General features: G+C 68.8%; 15 protein-coding genes. 7 read left to right on the top strand and 8 right to left on the bottom strand.

What is annotated here, in order from left to right; all coding sequences use genetic code 11:
* Nucleotides 1–77: 77 nt before the first annotated feature.
* Entirely contained in the window at nucleotides 78–1244 is a 1167-nt protein-coding gene (gene argE / locus C4F17_RS17095; protein WP_081270785.1) for an acetylornithine deacetylase, read from the bottom strand.
* Nucleotides 1245–1376: 132 nt separating this feature from the next.
* On the opposite strand from argE, the gene C4F17_RS17090 reads away from it, so the two are divergent.
* From C4F17_RS17090 to C4F17_RS17080, 3 genes are all read left to right on the top strand, one after another.
* The gene (locus tag C4F17_RS17090) at nucleotides 1377–1898 is read left to right on the top strand and encodes a nucleoside deaminase (RefSeq protein WP_081270685.1); all 522 of its coding nucleotides are present in this window, start codon (nucleotides 1377–1379) and stop codon (nucleotides 1896–1898) included.
* Nucleotides 1899–1979: 81 nt separating this feature from the next.
* On the top strand, nucleotides 1980–3182 hold the full coding sequence (locus C4F17_RS17085) for a M20 aminoacylase family protein (RefSeq protein ID WP_106936033.1): 1203 nt from the start codon (nucleotides 1980–1982) through the stop codon (nucleotides 3180–3182).
* 7 nt (nucleotides 3183–3189) lie between these two features.
* On the top strand, nucleotides 3190–4284 hold the full coding sequence (locus C4F17_RS17080) for a M14 family metallopeptidase (protein ID WP_081270687.1): 1095 nt from the start codon (nucleotides 3190–3192) through the stop codon (nucleotides 4282–4284).
* Here the strand turns inward: C4F17_RS17080 and C4F17_RS17075 are convergent.
* Nucleotides 4274–5404: an ABC transporter substrate-binding protein gene (locus C4F17_RS17075; RefSeq protein ID WP_106936032.1), complete on the bottom strand. Its 1131-nt coding sequence runs from the start codon at nucleotides 5402–5404 to the stop codon at nucleotides 4274–4276. The two genes, C4F17_RS17080 and C4F17_RS17075, sit on opposite strands and share 11 nt — an antisense overlap.
* 51 nt (nucleotides 5405–5455) lie before the next feature.
* On the opposite strand from C4F17_RS17075, the gene C4F17_RS17070 reads away from it, so the two are divergent.
* Genes C4F17_RS17070 through C4F17_RS17055 form a run of 4 tightly spaced genes read left to right on the top strand, consistent with a single transcriptional unit; the run spans nucleotide 5456 to nucleotide 10204 of the window.
* The gene (locus C4F17_RS17070; RefSeq protein ID WP_106936031.1) at nucleotides 5456–7516 is read left to right on the top strand and encodes a molybdopterin-containing oxidoreductase family protein; all 2061 of its coding nucleotides are present in this window, start codon (nucleotides 5456–5458) and stop codon (nucleotides 7514–7516) included.
* Nucleotides 7513–8637 (top strand): aminopeptidase, encoded by a 1125-nt coding sequence (locus C4F17_RS17065; RefSeq protein WP_106936030.1) that lies wholly within the window; start codon nucleotides 7513–7515, stop codon nucleotides 8635–8637. The genes C4F17_RS17070 and C4F17_RS17065 overlap by 4 nt, the downstream gene beginning before the upstream one ends.
* Nucleotides 8630–8947 carry a polyhydroxyalkanoic acid system family protein gene (locus tag C4F17_RS17060; protein ID WP_106936029.1) on the top strand — a complete coding sequence of 106 codons (318 nt, stop codon included), beginning with the start codon at nucleotides 8630–8632 and terminating at the stop codon, nucleotides 8945–8947. Before C4F17_RS17065 ends, C4F17_RS17060 begins: the two co-directional genes overlap by 8 nt.
* Nucleotides 8948–8959: 12 nt before the next feature.
* Nucleotides 8960–10204 carry a CaiB/BaiF CoA transferase family protein gene (locus C4F17_RS17055; RefSeq protein ID WP_106936028.1) on the top strand — a complete coding sequence of 415 codons (1245 nt, stop codon included), beginning with the start codon at nucleotides 8960–8962 and terminating at the stop codon, nucleotides 10202–10204.
* 17 nt (nucleotides 10205–10221) lie between these two features.
* Here C4F17_RS17055 and C4F17_RS17050 read toward each other — a convergent pair whose 3' ends face one another.
* The 6 genes from C4F17_RS17050 to C4F17_RS17025 form a co-directional block, all read right to left on the bottom strand.
* On the bottom strand, nucleotides 10222–10479 hold the full coding sequence (locus C4F17_RS17050; protein WP_007835415.1) for an acyl-CoA-binding protein: 258 nt from the start codon (nucleotides 10477–10479) through the stop codon (nucleotides 10222–10224).
* 67 nt (nucleotides 10480–10546) lie between these two features.
* Nucleotides 10547–11392, bottom strand: coding sequence for a hypothetical protein (locus C4F17_RS17045; protein ID WP_172839945.1), 846 nt, complete (start codon nucleotides 11390–11392; stop codon nucleotides 10547–10549).
* Nucleotides 11393–11400: 8 nt separating this feature from the next.
* Nucleotides 11401–12108 (bottom strand): TetR/AcrR family transcriptional regulator, encoded by a 708-nt coding sequence (locus C4F17_RS17040; protein WP_106936027.1) that lies wholly within the window; start codon nucleotides 12106–12108, stop codon nucleotides 11401–11403.
* Nucleotides 12109–12249: 141 nt separating this feature from the next.
* Nucleotides 12250–12726 (bottom strand): phasin family protein, encoded by a 477-nt coding sequence (locus C4F17_RS17035; protein WP_081270697.1) that lies wholly within the window; start codon nucleotides 12724–12726, stop codon nucleotides 12250–12252.
* A gap of 89 nt (nucleotides 12727–12815) precedes the next feature.
* Nucleotides 12816–13265 (bottom strand): acyl-CoA thioesterase, encoded by a 450-nt coding sequence (locus C4F17_RS17030; RefSeq protein ID WP_081270698.1) that lies wholly within the window; start codon nucleotides 13263–13265, stop codon nucleotides 12816–12818.
* Between the two features lie 73 nt (nucleotides 13266–13338).
* On the bottom strand, nucleotides 13339–14235 hold the full coding sequence (locus C4F17_RS17025; RefSeq protein WP_081270699.1) for a LysR family transcriptional regulator: 897 nt from the start codon (nucleotides 14233–14235) through the stop codon (nucleotides 13339–13341).
* Between the last annotated feature and the right edge of the window lie 33 nt (nucleotides 14236–14268).

Raw genomic sequence — 14268 nt, 5'->3', positions numbered from 1 at the left:
CCGGGTGCTCCCCTCCGCGAATGTCCCCCGTCGGCGTGAGCGCGCCCCGAAAAACGACGGTCCCCACCCGACACACGTCAGCCGATGGCAGGAGAAGAAGCCAGCCGCTCCATGAACAGCTCGCAGCGCGCGAGCTGCTCCAGGCTCACGAACTCGTCCGGCTGGTGCGCCTGCTCGATGCTGCCCGGCCCGCACACCACCGTGGGAATGCCGGCGTTCTTGAACAGGCCCGCCTCGGTGCCGAAAGCCACCAGCGTGGTGCCTTCTTCGCCCGACAGGCGCTGCGCCAGCTTCGTGACCGGGTTGTCCGCCGCGCCCAGGAAACTCGGAATCTCGCAGATCGTCTCGAAGCTGAAGCCCGCGTCGGGCGCCACCTTCTTCATGGCGGGCTCCAGGCTGCCCGCATAGGCCACCACCTTGGCCTGCATCTGCCCGGCGTCGGCTGTGGGCAGGTCGCGGAACTCGTAGCGGAACTCCGCGTCGCGCGGCACCACGTTGTCGGCGATGCCGCCATGGAACTGGCCCACGCTGGCGGTGCTGAAGGGCACGTCGAAGCCCTCGTAGCGCGGTTCGTTGCGCTCGAAGTCCTCCGCCATGTCGCGCACCTTGCCGATCACGCGCGCCGCCATCTCGATGGCGTTGACCGACTTCGGCGTGAGCGACGAGTGCGCCTCCTTGCCGCGCACGCAGCACTTGTAGCGGTACACGCCCTTGTGCGCGATGGCCGGCACCATGCTGGTGGGCTCCCCCACGATGCAGGCCAGCGGCTTGATGCCGGCGTCGCGCATGTCGGCGATCAGTTCCTTCACGCCGAAGCAGCCGATCTCTTCCTCATAGCTGAACGCGAAGTGCACCGCGAAGGGCGAATCGCTTTCGAGGAAGCGATGGGCATTGGCCAGCGCGATGGCGATGAAGCTCTTCATGTCGGCCGAGCCGCGCCCGTAGAGGCGCTCGTTCTGCACGACGGCCGAGAGCGGGTCGACGCTCCAGTCCTGCCCGTCCCAGGGCACCGTGTCGGTATGGCCCGAGACGATGACGCCGGCCGGCTTGCCTTCGCCCAGCGTGGCGAACAGGTTGGCCTTGGTGCGCTCGGCGTTGTAGGTGATGCGGCTTTGCACGCCCAGGGCCTTCAGGTGGCTCTGCGCGAAGTCGATCAGGTCGAGGTTGCTGTTGGCACTGACGGTGTTCATGCGCACCAGGGTCTGGGCCAGCAGGAGGCTTTGGGGGGAAAGCGTGTGGAGCATGCGCCGCATTCTCCCGGAAGTCGGCACGATGCGTGCACGTGGCCATGCCGCCGGGTGCTCGGCGATGATCTGCCACGCTTGTGGTGCATCGATCCGGGGCGTCCCGCCTCCTTTTTTATCCCGAACATTTCCATGAACGCTCACGCAAATCCCGCCACGCCGGCCGAGCTCTCCGCGCGCGACCTCGAACTGCTGCGCATGGCTATCCGCCTGTCGGACGAATCGAAGGCGCGCGGTCGCCATCCCTTCGCCGCGCTGGTGGCCGACGAACACGGCGAGGTCGTCGCCAGCGCCGGCAACAACTCCATGCCGCCCGAGGGCGACCCCACCCAGCACGCCGAGCTGGTGGCCGCCGCGCAGGCCGCGCGGCTGCTCACGCCCGAGCAACTGGCGCGCTGCACGCTGTTCACCAGCGCCGAGCCCTGCTGCATGTGCGCGGGCGCCATCTACTGGACAAACATCGGCCGCGTGGTCTATGCGCTGTCGGAACACACGCTGCTGGGCCTGACCGGCGATCACCCCGAGAACCCGACCTTCTCGCTGCCCTGCCGCGAGGTGTTCGTGCGCGGGCAGCACAAGGTCGAGGTGGTCGGCCCGCTGCTCGAGGACGAGGCGGCCGCACCGCACCGGGGCTTCTGGCATGCCGCGCACTGAGCGGGTGCGCGGGCTGCGTGTATCTACGCGGTGCCCCGGGCGGGCAGACTGTATAGACTGGCATTTTGAGACCTCCACGCCATGAAACTCATCGATTCGCTCGTCACGCAGGCGGCTGGCATCGCCGCCGTGCGACGTGACCTCCACGCCCATCCCGAACTCTGCTTCGAAGAAGTCCGCACCGCCGACGTGGTGGCAGGCAAGCTCACCGAATGGGGCATTCCCATCCACCGGGGGCTCGGCACCACCGGGGTGGTGGGCATCGTCAGGAACGGCACCAGCAGCCGCGCCGTCGGCCTGCGCGCCGACATGGACGCGCTGCCCGTCACCGAGCTCAACACCTTCGCCCACGCCAGCAAGCACCACGGAAAGATGCACGCCTGCGGCCACGACGGCCACACCGCCATGCTGCTGGCGGCCGCGCAGCACCTGGCGAAGAACCGCAACTTCGACGGCACCGTGTACCTGATCTTCCAGCCGGCGGAAGAGGGCGGCGGCGGTGCCCGCGAAATGATCAAGGAAGGGCTGTTCGAGCAGTTCCCCATGGATGCCGTCTTCGGCATGCACAACTGGCCCGGCATGAAGGCCGGCCAGTTCGCGGTGAGCCCCGGGCCGGTGATGGCGTCGGGCAACAAGTTCTTCGTCAACGTGGTCGGCAAGGGCGGCCATGCGGCGCTGCCGCAGACCGGCATCGACCCGGTGCCGATTGCCTGCGAGATCGTGCAGGCCTTCCAGACCATCCTCACGCGCAAGATGAAGCCGACCGATTCGGCCGTGATCTCGGTCACCACCATCCATGCCGGCGAAGCCAACAACGTGATCCCCGACAACTGCGAGCTGTCGGGCACGGTGCGCACCTTCTCGCTGGAGGTGCTGGACCTGATCGAGGCGAAGATGAAGCAGATCGCCGACAACATCTGCGCCGCGCACGACGCCACCTGCGAGTTCCGCTTCGAGCGCTACTACCCGCCCACCGTCAACACCGAGGCCGAGGCCGACTTCGCGCGCCGCGTGATGGGCGGCATCGTCGGGCCCGAGAACGTGCTGAAGCAGGAACCGGCCATGACATCGGAAGACTTCGCCTTCATGCTGCAGGCCAAGCCCGGCGCCTATGCCTTCATCGGCAACGGCGACGGCGCGCACCGCGACGTGCACCACGGCGAAGGCCCGTGCACGCTGCACAACGCGAGCTACGACTTCAACGACGATCTGATTCCGCTGGGCGCCACCTGCTGGGTGCAGATCGCCGAGCAGTTCCTCAGGCCCGGCGCCGCCGCGGAGTGACCGCCCGATGATCGCCATTCCCGAAGCCTTTTCGCCGCGCTACGCGCAGGCGCGCCAGAAGTTCCTGCAGGCCTGCGTGAGCGCCGGCCTCACGGTCGAGCCGCATGCGCATCCGCTCAAGGGGCGCGACGGCGAGGAGCTGTCGATGGACGTGGCGCTCGACGGCAATGCCGATGCCGAGCATCTGCTGATCGTCACCAGCGCCTGCCATGGCGTGGAAGGCCACTGCGGCAGCGGCGTGCAGGTGTTCGCGCTGCACGACGCCGAATGGCGCGAGAAAGCCAAGGCGCAGGGCGTGGCGGTGCTGTACGTGCATGCGCTCAACCCGCACGGCTTTTCGTACGGCCGGCGCGTCACGCACGAGAACGTCGACCTGAACCGCAACTTCATCGACTTCTCGAAGCCGGTGCCGGTCAACGAGCCCTACGCCAAGCTGCACGAACTGCTGCTGCCCGCCACCTGGCCGCCCACGCCGGAGAACCAGGCGGCCGTGGCCAGGTGGATCGAGAAGCACGGCGCCACCGCCTACCAGGCGGCCGTCACCAGCGGCCAGTACCAGTTCGACGACGGCCTGTTCTTCGGCGGCAAGGCGCCGACCTGGAGCAACAAGACCATCCGCGGCGTGCTCAAGCGGCATGCGGGCAAGGCCCGGCGCGTGGCCTGGATCGACCTGCACACGGGCCTGGGCCCGAACGGCCTCGGCGAGCGCATCTTCGCCTGCCGCGACGACAAGGTCGCCTACGCCCGCGCCAATGCGTGGTGGGGCACGCCGGCCGCGCCGGTCACATCGATCTACGACGGGTCGTCGACCTCCGCATTGCTGCGCGGGCTGATGTGGGACGCCATGTATGAAGAGTGCCCGCAGGCCGAGTACACCGGCATCGCGCTCGAGTACGGCACGCTGCCGATCCTGGAAGTGACCGGCGCGCTGCGCGCCGACCACTGGCTGCACAAGCACCCGGAGGCGCCGGCCGACCTGGCGGACAGCATCCGCGCGCGCATGGTGGAAGCTTTCTATACCGACACCGATGCCTGGCGCGGACAGATCGTCAGCCAGGCCCGCCAGGCGATGTTCCAGGCGGTGGACGGCCTCAGGTCCTGACCCGGCCGTCTCCGGTCAGCATCGACAGTTCGACGAACTTCGAGGCCACGTGGTTCTTCGAGGAGAACGACACCTCGAACCCGCCGAACTGCTGGCGGTCGATGCTCTCCAGCCCTGCAATGAGACTCTCGTGCGCAGGCTTGCCCGGCGCCTTGCGCAGGCCCTCGACCAGCACCTTCGCGGCCAGGTAGCCTTCCATGCTCGAGAAGTTGGCGCTCGCGCCGTTGCCGGCCTTGCGCACCGCTTCGGCGAACTCGCGTGCCAGCGCATTGGCCTGGTTGTAGGGCGAGGGCACCACCTGGGTGATCATCACGCCGGCCGCGTCCTTGCCCAGTTCGTCCGCCAGCGCCTGCGTGCCCACGAAGGACATGTTGAAGAAGGTGCCGCCGTAGCCCGCCTTGCGCGCTTCGCGGATGAAGGTCGCGCAGGCCTTGTACGCGCCCACCTGCACCACGGCGTCGGGCCGCGCCGCCACGATCTTCTTCACGGCCTGGGCCACGTCGGCCGAGTTGCGCTCCACGGTGGCCAGTGCGACCGGCTTGAGCTGCTGCTCGCCGAGCGCCAGCGTCACGCCGTCGAGCCCGGCCTTGCCGTAGGCGTCGTTCTGGTAGAAGACCGCGATCTTCTTCAGGCCCAGGTGGGTGAGCTGCTTCACCATGAGCGCCGTCTCGTCGTTGTACGAGGCGCGCAGGTGGAACACGTTCTTCTGGAACGGCTCGCGCAGCGACATCGCGCCGGTGAAGGGGGCCACGAAGGGCACCTTGTCCTTCACCGCCAGCGGCAGCGCCGCCAGGCTGGTGGGCGTGCCGACGTAGCCGAACAGGGCGAACACGTCTTCCTCGATGAACTTCTGCGTGTTGGCGGCGCAGCGGTCGGGCTCGTAGCCGTCGTCGAGGTTCTTGATGACCAGGTTGCGGCGGCCCGGCTGGGCGTTGTACTGGTCCAGGAACAGCTTGGCGCCCTGGTTGAACTGGATGCCCAGTTGGGCGGACGGCCCGCTGAACGGCGCCGACTGGCCCAGCACCAGCGGCGTGTCACCCTGTGCCCGGGCGATGCCGAAGCCGCCCAGCGTGGCGGCCGCGCCGGCGGCCAGCGAAAAATGTCGTCGATTCATCGTCATGTTGAAAACCCGTTCCCGCGCTCTGACTTGCGCACAAATTAGACTTGCCCGATGCCCCACGCACCGGATTCCCTGCTCGAAGAAGCACCCCCGCCCGCCACGTCCACCGTGCTGGGGGCCTGCCCCCATGACTGCCCGGACACCTGCGCGCTCGTCACCACCGTGAAGGACGGCGTGGCCGTGAAGCTGCAGGGCAATGCCGCGCATTCGCATACCGGCGGCGTGCTGTGCACCAAGGTGTCGCGCTACATCGAGCGCAACGACCACGCCGAGCGGCTGGTCCAGCCGCTCAAGCGCGTCGGACCCAAGGGCAGCGGGCAGTTCGAGCCGGTGAGCTGGGAGGCCGCGCTGGACGACATCGCCGCGCATCTTCGAGTATTACAGGGAAAACCCGAGGGTATTGTCCCCTACAGCTATGCGGGCACCATGGGCCTGGTGCAGGGCGAGTCGATGGACCGGCGCTTCTTCCACAAGCTGGGCGCCACCCTGCTGGACCGCACCATCTGCTCCATGGCCGGCGGCGAGGCCATGGTCTACACGCTGGGCGCCAAGGTCGGCATGCGCATCGAGTTCTTCGCCGAGGCCAGGCTCATATTGATATGGGGCAGCAACTCCATCGCCAGCAACCTGCATTTCTGGCGCCACGCCCAGGCCGCCAAGCGCGCCGGCGCCCGGCTGGTGTGCATCGACCCGCGCAAGACCGAAACCGCCGACAAGTGCGACGAGCACATCGCGCTGCTGCCAGGCACCGATGCCGCGCTGGCGCTGGCCCTCATGCACGAGCTGATCGTGCACGACTGGCTCGACCACGACTACATCGCCAGCCACACGCTGGGCTGGGAGCAGCTGCGCGAACGCGCGCTGCAGTGGCCGCCCTCGCGCGCGGCCGAAGTCTGCGGCATTCCCGAAGAACAGATCGTCTCGCTGGCCAGGGCCTACGGCACCACCAAGCCGGCCGCGATCCGCCTGAACTACGGCATGCAGCGCGTGCGCGGCGGCGGCAACGCGGCCCGTGCCATCGCCTGCCTGCCGGCGCTGGTGGGCGCCTGGCGCGACCGCGCGGGCGGCCTGCTGCTGAGCAGCTCGGGCCATTACCCGGTCGACCGCGCCGCGCTGCAGCGCCCCGACCTGCTGGCCGGGCGCAAGCCGCGCACCATCAACATGAGCACCATCGGCGATGCGCTGCTGGACACCGCCAACTCGGTGAAGGCCATCGTGGTCTACAACAGCAACCCGGTGGCGGTGGCGCCCGAATCGGCCAAGGTGGCGGCGGGCTTCGCGCGCGAAGACCTCTTCACCGTGGTGCTGGAGCAGTTCCGCACCGACACCGCCGACTACGCCGACTACCTGCTGCCCGCCACCACGCAGCTGGAGCACTGGGACATCCACTGCAGCTACGGCCACACCGACGTGCTGCTGAACCGCCCGGCCGTGGCGCCGCGCGGCGAAGCCCGCAGCAACGCCTGGGTGTTCCGCGAACTGGCAAAACGCATGGGCTTCACCGAACCCTGCTTTTCAGATTCCGACGAGACGCTGTGCCGCACCGCCTTCGCGGAGAACGCAATCGACTTCCCGCAGCTGCTGGCGCAAGGCTTCACCAGCCTGAAGCTGCCGGAAGCGCCGTTTGCCGAGGGCAAGTTCCCCACGCCGTCGGGCCGCTGCGAATTCTTCAGCGCGCGGCTGGAGGCCATGGGCATGAACGGCCTGCCCGACCACGTGCCCAACTGGGAGCCGGCCGGCAGCTCGACCGAGTTCCCGCTGGCCATGATCTCGCCGCCGGCGCGCAACTTCCTCAATTCGACTTTCGTGAACGTGACGAGCCTGCGCGCCATCGAGGTCGAGCCGCTGCTGGAGATCCACGAGGCCGACGCCGCCGCGCGCGGCATCGAGGACGGCGCGCTGGTGCGCGTGTTCAACAAGCGCGGAGAGCACCGCTGCCGCGCCGAAGTCTCGCGCCGCGCACGCCAGGGCGTGGTGCACGGCATGGGCATCTGGTGGCGCAAGTTCGGCATGGACGGCACCAACGTCAACGAGCTCACCAGCCAGCGCCTGACCGACATCGGCCGCGGCCCGACCTTCTACGACTGCCTCGTCGAGGTCGAGAAGGCGTGAAGCTGCTTGGGGCGCTCGCGCTGGCAGGCTCGGTGTTCCTCACCGGCTGTGCCGACCTCGGCTACTACTGGCAGTCGGCCAGCGGCCACATCGGCATCATGCGGGCCGCCAAGCCCGTGCCCGAGTGGCTGGCCGATCCGGCGGTGTCCGCGGCGCTGAAAGCCAAGCTCGAGCTCACGCAGCGCATCCGGCGCTTCGCTTCTTCCGAACTCGGCCTGCCCGACAACCCCAGCTACAAGTCGTACGCCGACCTGCACCGCGCCGCCGCCGTGTGGAACGTGGTGGCCGCGCCGCCGTATTCGCTCACGCTCAAGAGCTGGTGCTTCCCGGTGGCGGGCTGCGTGGGCTATCGCGGCTACTACGACGAAGCCTCGGCCAAGGCCGAAGCCGAGGCGCAGAAGAAAGAAGGCATGGAGGTGGCCGTCTACCCCGTGCCCGCGTACTCCACGCTCGGCTGGATGAACTGGGCCGGCGGCGATCCGCTGCTGTCCACCTTCATCGGCTATCCGGAGGGCGAGCTGGCGCGCATCGTGTTCCACGAGCTGGCGCACCAGGTGCTCTACGTGCCGGGGGACACGGTGTTCAACGAGTCTTACGCCACCGCGGTCGAGCGCATCGGCGGCGCGCTGTGGCTGCAGCGCGAGGCCGGCGAGCCGGCCCGCCGCGAATACGCGCAGTTCGACAGGCAGCGCCAGGACTTTCGCGCGCTTGCGCTCGACACCCGCCGCGCGCTCACGAAGGTCTACGAGTCGCCCGAAGCCAAGGCCAAGGACTGGTCCAAGGTAGAGACCATGAAGCAGGCCGCCATGGCCGACTTCCGCGAACGCTACGCCAGCCTGAAGGCCGGCTGGAGCGGCCCGCGCCAGAACGCCTACGACGCCTGGGTGGCGCGCGCCAACAACGCGGCCTTCGGCGCGCAGGGCGCCTACGACGACCTGGTGCCGAGCTTCGAGCAACTCTTCGAGCGCGAAGGCCGCGACTGGCCGCGCTTCTACACTGAGGTCAAGCGCATCGCCGCGCTGCCGACCGAGCAGGCGCGCCGCGCCGCGCTGCAGGCGGCCAGCGGCGTGCTGCAGACCCATTCCAGCCCCCAAGACAAGAAGGAAGATCCCGGTGCCTGACATCCATATCGAACGCAACCACGCGCTTGGCATTGCCGGCGCACGCGAAGTCGCGCGCCAGTGGGTGAAGCAGGCTCAGGAGGAATTCGGCCTCGAATGCGCCTACACCGAAGGCAAGGACCGCGACGTGGCGCAGTTCACCCGCGCCGGCATCGACGGCACGGTCGAGGTCACGGCCGACACCTTCACGCTCGACGCGACGCTGGGCTTCCTGTTCAGCAGCTTCAGCGAGGTCATCGAGCAGAAGATCACGCGCAACCTCGACGCGCTGCTCGGCGCGCCCGGCGGCGGCGGTACCCGGCTGGCCTGAGCGGTCCGGGGCATGACCGCGACGACGAACGCCTCCTCTACGCATGCCGGCGGTCCGCTGGCCGGCCTCAAGGTCATCGAACTGGGCCAGCTGATCGCGGGGCCGTTCGCGGCGCGCACGCTGGCGGACTTCGGCGCCGAGGTCGTCAAGATCGAGCCGCCCGGCACGGGCGATCCGCTGCGCAGCTGGCGGCTCTTGAAGGACGGCACCTCGGTCTGGTGGCAGGTGCAGTCGCGCAACAAGCGCTCGCTGGCGCTCGACCTGCGCGAGCCCGAGGCGCAGGCCGTGGTGCGCAAGCTCGCGGCCGAGGCCGACGTGCTGATCGAGAACTTCCGCCCCGGCGCCATGGAAGGCTGGGGCCTCGGCCCCGACGAGCTGCTGGCCGCCAACCCCGCCCTCGTCATGCTGCGCATCAGCGGCTACGGCCAGACCGGGCCGTACCGCGATCGGCCGGGCTTCGGCGTGGTGGCCGAGGCCATGGGCGGGTTGCGCCACCTCACCGGCGAACCGGGCCGCGTGCCGGTGCGCGTGGGCGTGTCGATCGGCGACACGCTGGCTTCGCTGCACGGCGTGATCGGCGTGCTGCTGGCCATGCAGCACCGGCATGCGACAGTGAGCGCCGAATACCCCAGGGGCCGCGGCCAGGCGATCGACGTGGCGCTCTACGAGGCGGTGTTCAACTGCATGGAAAGCCTGCTGCCCGAGTACGACGCCTTCGGCGCGGTTCGCGAGGCGGCCGGCAGCGCCTTGCCGGGCATCGCGCCGACCAACGCCTACCGCTGCGCGGACGGCGGCTACGCCATCGTCGCGGGCAACGGCGACAGCATCTTCCGCAGGCTCATGGAATGCATCGGCCGGCCCGACCTGGCCGCCGACCCGGCATTGGCCGGCAACGCCGGGCGCGTGGCGCAGGTCGGGATGCTGGACGCCGCCATCGGCGACTGGACCGCGCGGCATACGGTGGAAGAGGTGCTGGCCGCGCTCGACGCGGCGCACGTGCCGGCAGGGCGCATCTACACCATCGCCGACATCGCGGTCGACCCGCACTACGCGGCGCGCGGCATGCTGCAGCAGGTGCGAATGAGCGACGGCAGCCAGCTGGCCGTGCCGGGCTTCGTGCCCAAGCTGTCGCTCACGCCGGCCAGCCACCGCCACAACGCACCGGCAGTGGGGGCGGACACCGATGCGGTGCTGAAGGAAATCGGGCTGAGCGAGGAGCAGATCGCCGCGCTGCGTGCGCGCGGGATCGTGGGGTAGAGCCGGCGGTTGGCTGGTCAGCCGCGCAGCGACTCGATCAGGTCGATGTACTTCTGCTTGGCTTCGTCGGCGCTCGCGCCTTTCTGCGCAGTCCAGGCGTCCCATTTGGCGCGCGCGACGATGTCGCTGAAGCTCGGCTTCTTGGCGGTGTTGTCGCCTTCGGTGGCCTGCTTGAACAGGCCGTAGATCTTCAGCAGCGTCGGGTTGTCGGGGCGCTCGGCGAGCAGCTTGGAGTTGGCCTGGGCGGCTTCGAATTGGGCGTTGAGGTCGGACATGGGCTTGGTCGAATTGAAAAGCTGAAAACGCGCATCTTAAATCGCGTGGTACTTGAAAGTACCGGGGTCAGTCGCGCAGCCCCGCGCGCGCCAGTTCCACGTCCAGCCGCTCCCGGGCGTCGGCCGGATTCAGCGCGGCGGCCTTCTCGAACCACTGCGTGGCCTCGCGCATGCGCGACTCGCCGTGCAGCATCACCAGCGCGCGGGCGTATTCCATCATTCCGGCCGCGGAATCGGGGTTGAGCGCCAGGCCGCGTTCGAACAGCTCGATCGAGGCCTCGGCCCGCACGCCGTAGGTCATGCGTCCGACCAGCGCGCCGACCTTGTCGATCACCTCGGCGTGGAACGCCGCCAGCGCGACGTGCGCATCGGCATGCCCCGGCTGGAGTTCGATGACGTGTTCGAGCGCGCCCTTGAGCTTGCTGCCCAGCCCTTGCGCCAGCGCGCGCGCCACGCTGATGCCCTGGCTGTAGCGACCCAGCGCATAGGCCTGCCAGTAGAGGGCCTGGCAGTTGCCGGGATCGGCCAGCACCTGCGCGCCGGCGCGCTCGATCACCTGGCGGAACATGGCGAGCCGCACGGATTCGCGCGGCTCCAGGTAGTTGGCGTAGATGGCCGTGGCCTGGTTGGCCAGCACCATGCCGTCGGCGCCGTGCAGCAGGCCGACCGTGGCCGCACGCTCGAATTCGCCGCTGTGGTACAGCGCCCAGCCCTCGGCGAGCGGCGAGTCCGCGGCGGGCGGCGGCATGTGGTCGTGGCCCGCGTGCAGCCGCGGCCAGTGCGCCAGCACGCTGCGCGCGTCGTGGCGGGGCGTGTCGGCGTAGGGCAGGGGCGTCCACGGTTGCGCGGCGGTGGCGGCGGCCGCGGCGCCGCCGGACATCAGCGAGAGCGGTTTGAAATCGGGGTGGGGCATGGTCTTGTCTAGGCCGCCATATCGACCGGGGACGCGACCGGGGACGTCGCGTTGGATGCATCTTCCGCGCCGTAGGCATTGCTCAATGTCAGCAGATGCCGCCTTTGCTCGGTGCCGAGGTACGGCGCCAGCAGGTGCAGCGTGTGCTGGCCGCCGCGCATCAGCGCACCCTGCGCATGCGCCGGCTCCAGCGCCTCGCGCGGGTTGCGCACGTACTCGTAGCTCAGCCAGTAGGTCAGCACCACCACCATGCTGTGTGCAAGGGTGCCGACCTCGTGCGCATCGATCTCCAGGTGGCCGGCGCGGCTCAGCCCGGCGATCAGCTGGCGGATGGCGCGGGCCTTGTTCTCCAGCACCAGCTGCAACTGGGTTTCCAGGTGGCGGTTCTTGCTCAGCAGGTCGTTGAGGTCGCGGTACAGGAAGCGGTAACGCCAGATCAGCTCGAACAGGCTGTGCATGAAGAACCACGCGTCCTCCACGTCGTGCACGCCTTCGCTCGCGTGCAGCAGCTCGTTGAGCTCGGCTTCGTAGCCTTCGTAGAGCTTGTTGATCAGCTCTTCCTTGGCCGGGTAGTGGTAGTAGAGGTTGCCCGGACTGATGTTGAGTTCGCCTGCCACCAGGGTGGTCGAGACGTTCGGCTCCCCGAAGCGGTTGAACAGGTCCAATGCGGCTTCGAGGATGCGTTGCGCTGTGCGGCGTGGCGCCTTCTTTGCCATGTCTCGGTGCCCCCGGTTGTCTCTTGAAGGCACTCTAGCGCATGTGCACCGCACCATGAACGGCGCGGTGCATGTTTTGAGGGGCTGTTTTCTTGTGCAGTGCCGCAATAGCGGCCGGCCGATGCGGGCCGGCGCGGAGAGTCAGCCGGCCTTGCTGCGGCGCAAGGTGGTCTTCTTGGCGGCCGGAGCCGCCGTCTTGCGGGCCGCAGCCTTGCGCGGGGCTGCTGTTGCTGCCGCCTGCTTCTTCAGCTGGGCCTCGAGCGCTTCGACGCGCGCCTGCAGCGCGGCCATGTCGGCGGCCGAGGGGGTGCCGAGCTTTTCGAGCGCGCGCGCCACGCGTTCCTCGAAGATGTTCTCCAGCTTGCCCCACTGGCCGGCCGCCTTGGTGCCGAACTCGCTCGCGAAGCCGGCCATGCGCTGCTGGGCCTGGGCCAGCGTTTCCTCGGCGGCCTGCTGGGTCTTCTTCTGCATGCCTGCGCCGTCCTTGACCAGCGCCTCGAAGGCCTTGCTGCCTTCCTGCTGCATCTTGGCGAAGGCGCCGAGCCCGGCCAGCCAGATCTGCTGGGCGGAGTCCTTGATGCGGTCGGCGGCTTTGCTGTTGTCGTCCTGGGAGGCCATGCGAGGTGTTCCTTGAAAGATTCGAATCGATCGCAGGACTCTAGCGGCCCCCGGCGCTCGCGATTAGGGCTTTGCGCCTAGCGCCTGGCTCAGGGCGTGGCGCCCGCGGCGCGGCTGGCGTCCAGGTGGGCCTTGGCGCGCTCGGCCAGCGCCATTTCGCCCGGGGTGCCGGGTGCGAAGCTCTCGACCTGCAATGGCCGCCCGTGCGAGTCGACCGACACGAAGACGATCAGGCACTCGGTGGTCTTCTCCATCGCGCCGCCCTTCATGTCGCCGCTGCGCACCTCGACCGAGATGTTCATGCTGGTCTTGCCGGTGTAGGCCAGGCGGGCCTCCACCTCGACGAGGTCGCCGATCATGATCGGCCGGTGGAAGCGGATGCTGCCGATGAAGGCGGTGACGCAGTAGCGCTTGGCCCAGCTGGTCGCGCAGGCGTAGCCGGCCTCGTCGATCCACTTCATGACCGTGCCGCCGTGGACCTTGCCGCCGAAGTTGACGGTGTTCGGCTCGGCAAGAAAGCGCAGGGTGATCGAGGACATGGTTCGCCTTTTCTGGAATGGCTGTGGTGGGGAGCCGCGATTATGCGAGCGCGCGCCCCTTCACGCGGCCCCTTCAGGCGCCGCTGAACAGCTGGGCCAGCGTGCGCCGCAGCCACGCGTTGCCCGGGTCGGCGTGGAAGCGCTCGTGCCAGTGCTGCTTCACCGCGTAGTCGGGCAGCGAGAAGGGCGGCTCCAGCAGCTTCACCGGCTCCTGCGTGGCCAGCACCTTGCCCAGGATGCGCGGCACCACCACCAGCAGCTCGGTATGCGCCACGATGCGCGCCACGCTCAGGAAGCTCGACAGCCGCACCACCACGTTGCGCCTGAGCCCCAGCCGCGCGAGCGTGGTGTCGACGATGGCGTGCCCCGTGCCCGACGTCGACACCACCGCATGCGCCTCCGCCTCGAAGCGCCTGCGCGTGAGCCGCGCGCCGATGCGCGGATGGTTCTGCGCGGCCAGGCACACGAAGTTCTGCATGAACAGCGTCTGCTGGTAGAAGCCCGCGTCCAGCTGGGGCATGAAGCCCACGGCCAGGTCGACCTCGCCGTCCTGCAGGCGGCGCCCGCTGATGGTGGAGATGATCTCGGTCTCGATGTGCACCCCCGGCGCCGCATGCCGCAGGTGGTCGAGCAGGCCTGGCAGCAGCACCACCTCGCTGATGTCCGTCATGCAGATGCGAAAGCGCCGCTGCGCCTGCGCGGGGTCGAAGCTGCTGCGGTTGCCCTGGGCCTGCGCCAGCTGGCCCAGCGCCTCGCGCAGGTTCGGGTAGATGCGCTCCGCATGCGGCGTGGGCTGCATGCCCTGCGCGGTGCGGGTGAAGAGGCGGTCGTCGAAGTGCGCGCGCAGCTTGTTCAGCGCGGTGCTGGCCGCCGACTGCGCCATGCCCAGCCGCTCGGCCGCCTTGGAGACGTTGCCGGTCTTGTAGACCTCGTCGAACACGGCGAGCCATTCGAGATCGAGCCTGGACATGGGTGTTTCCCTGGAGCGAAAGGCACCATTATC

Origin of the sequence: Variovorax sp. PMC12 (assembly GCF_003019815.1) — a bacterium.
Taxonomy (GTDB): domain Bacteria; phylum Pseudomonadota; class Gammaproteobacteria; order Burkholderiales; family Burkholderiaceae_C; genus Variovorax.
This window is presented reverse-complemented; position numbering and strand designations above follow the sequence as displayed.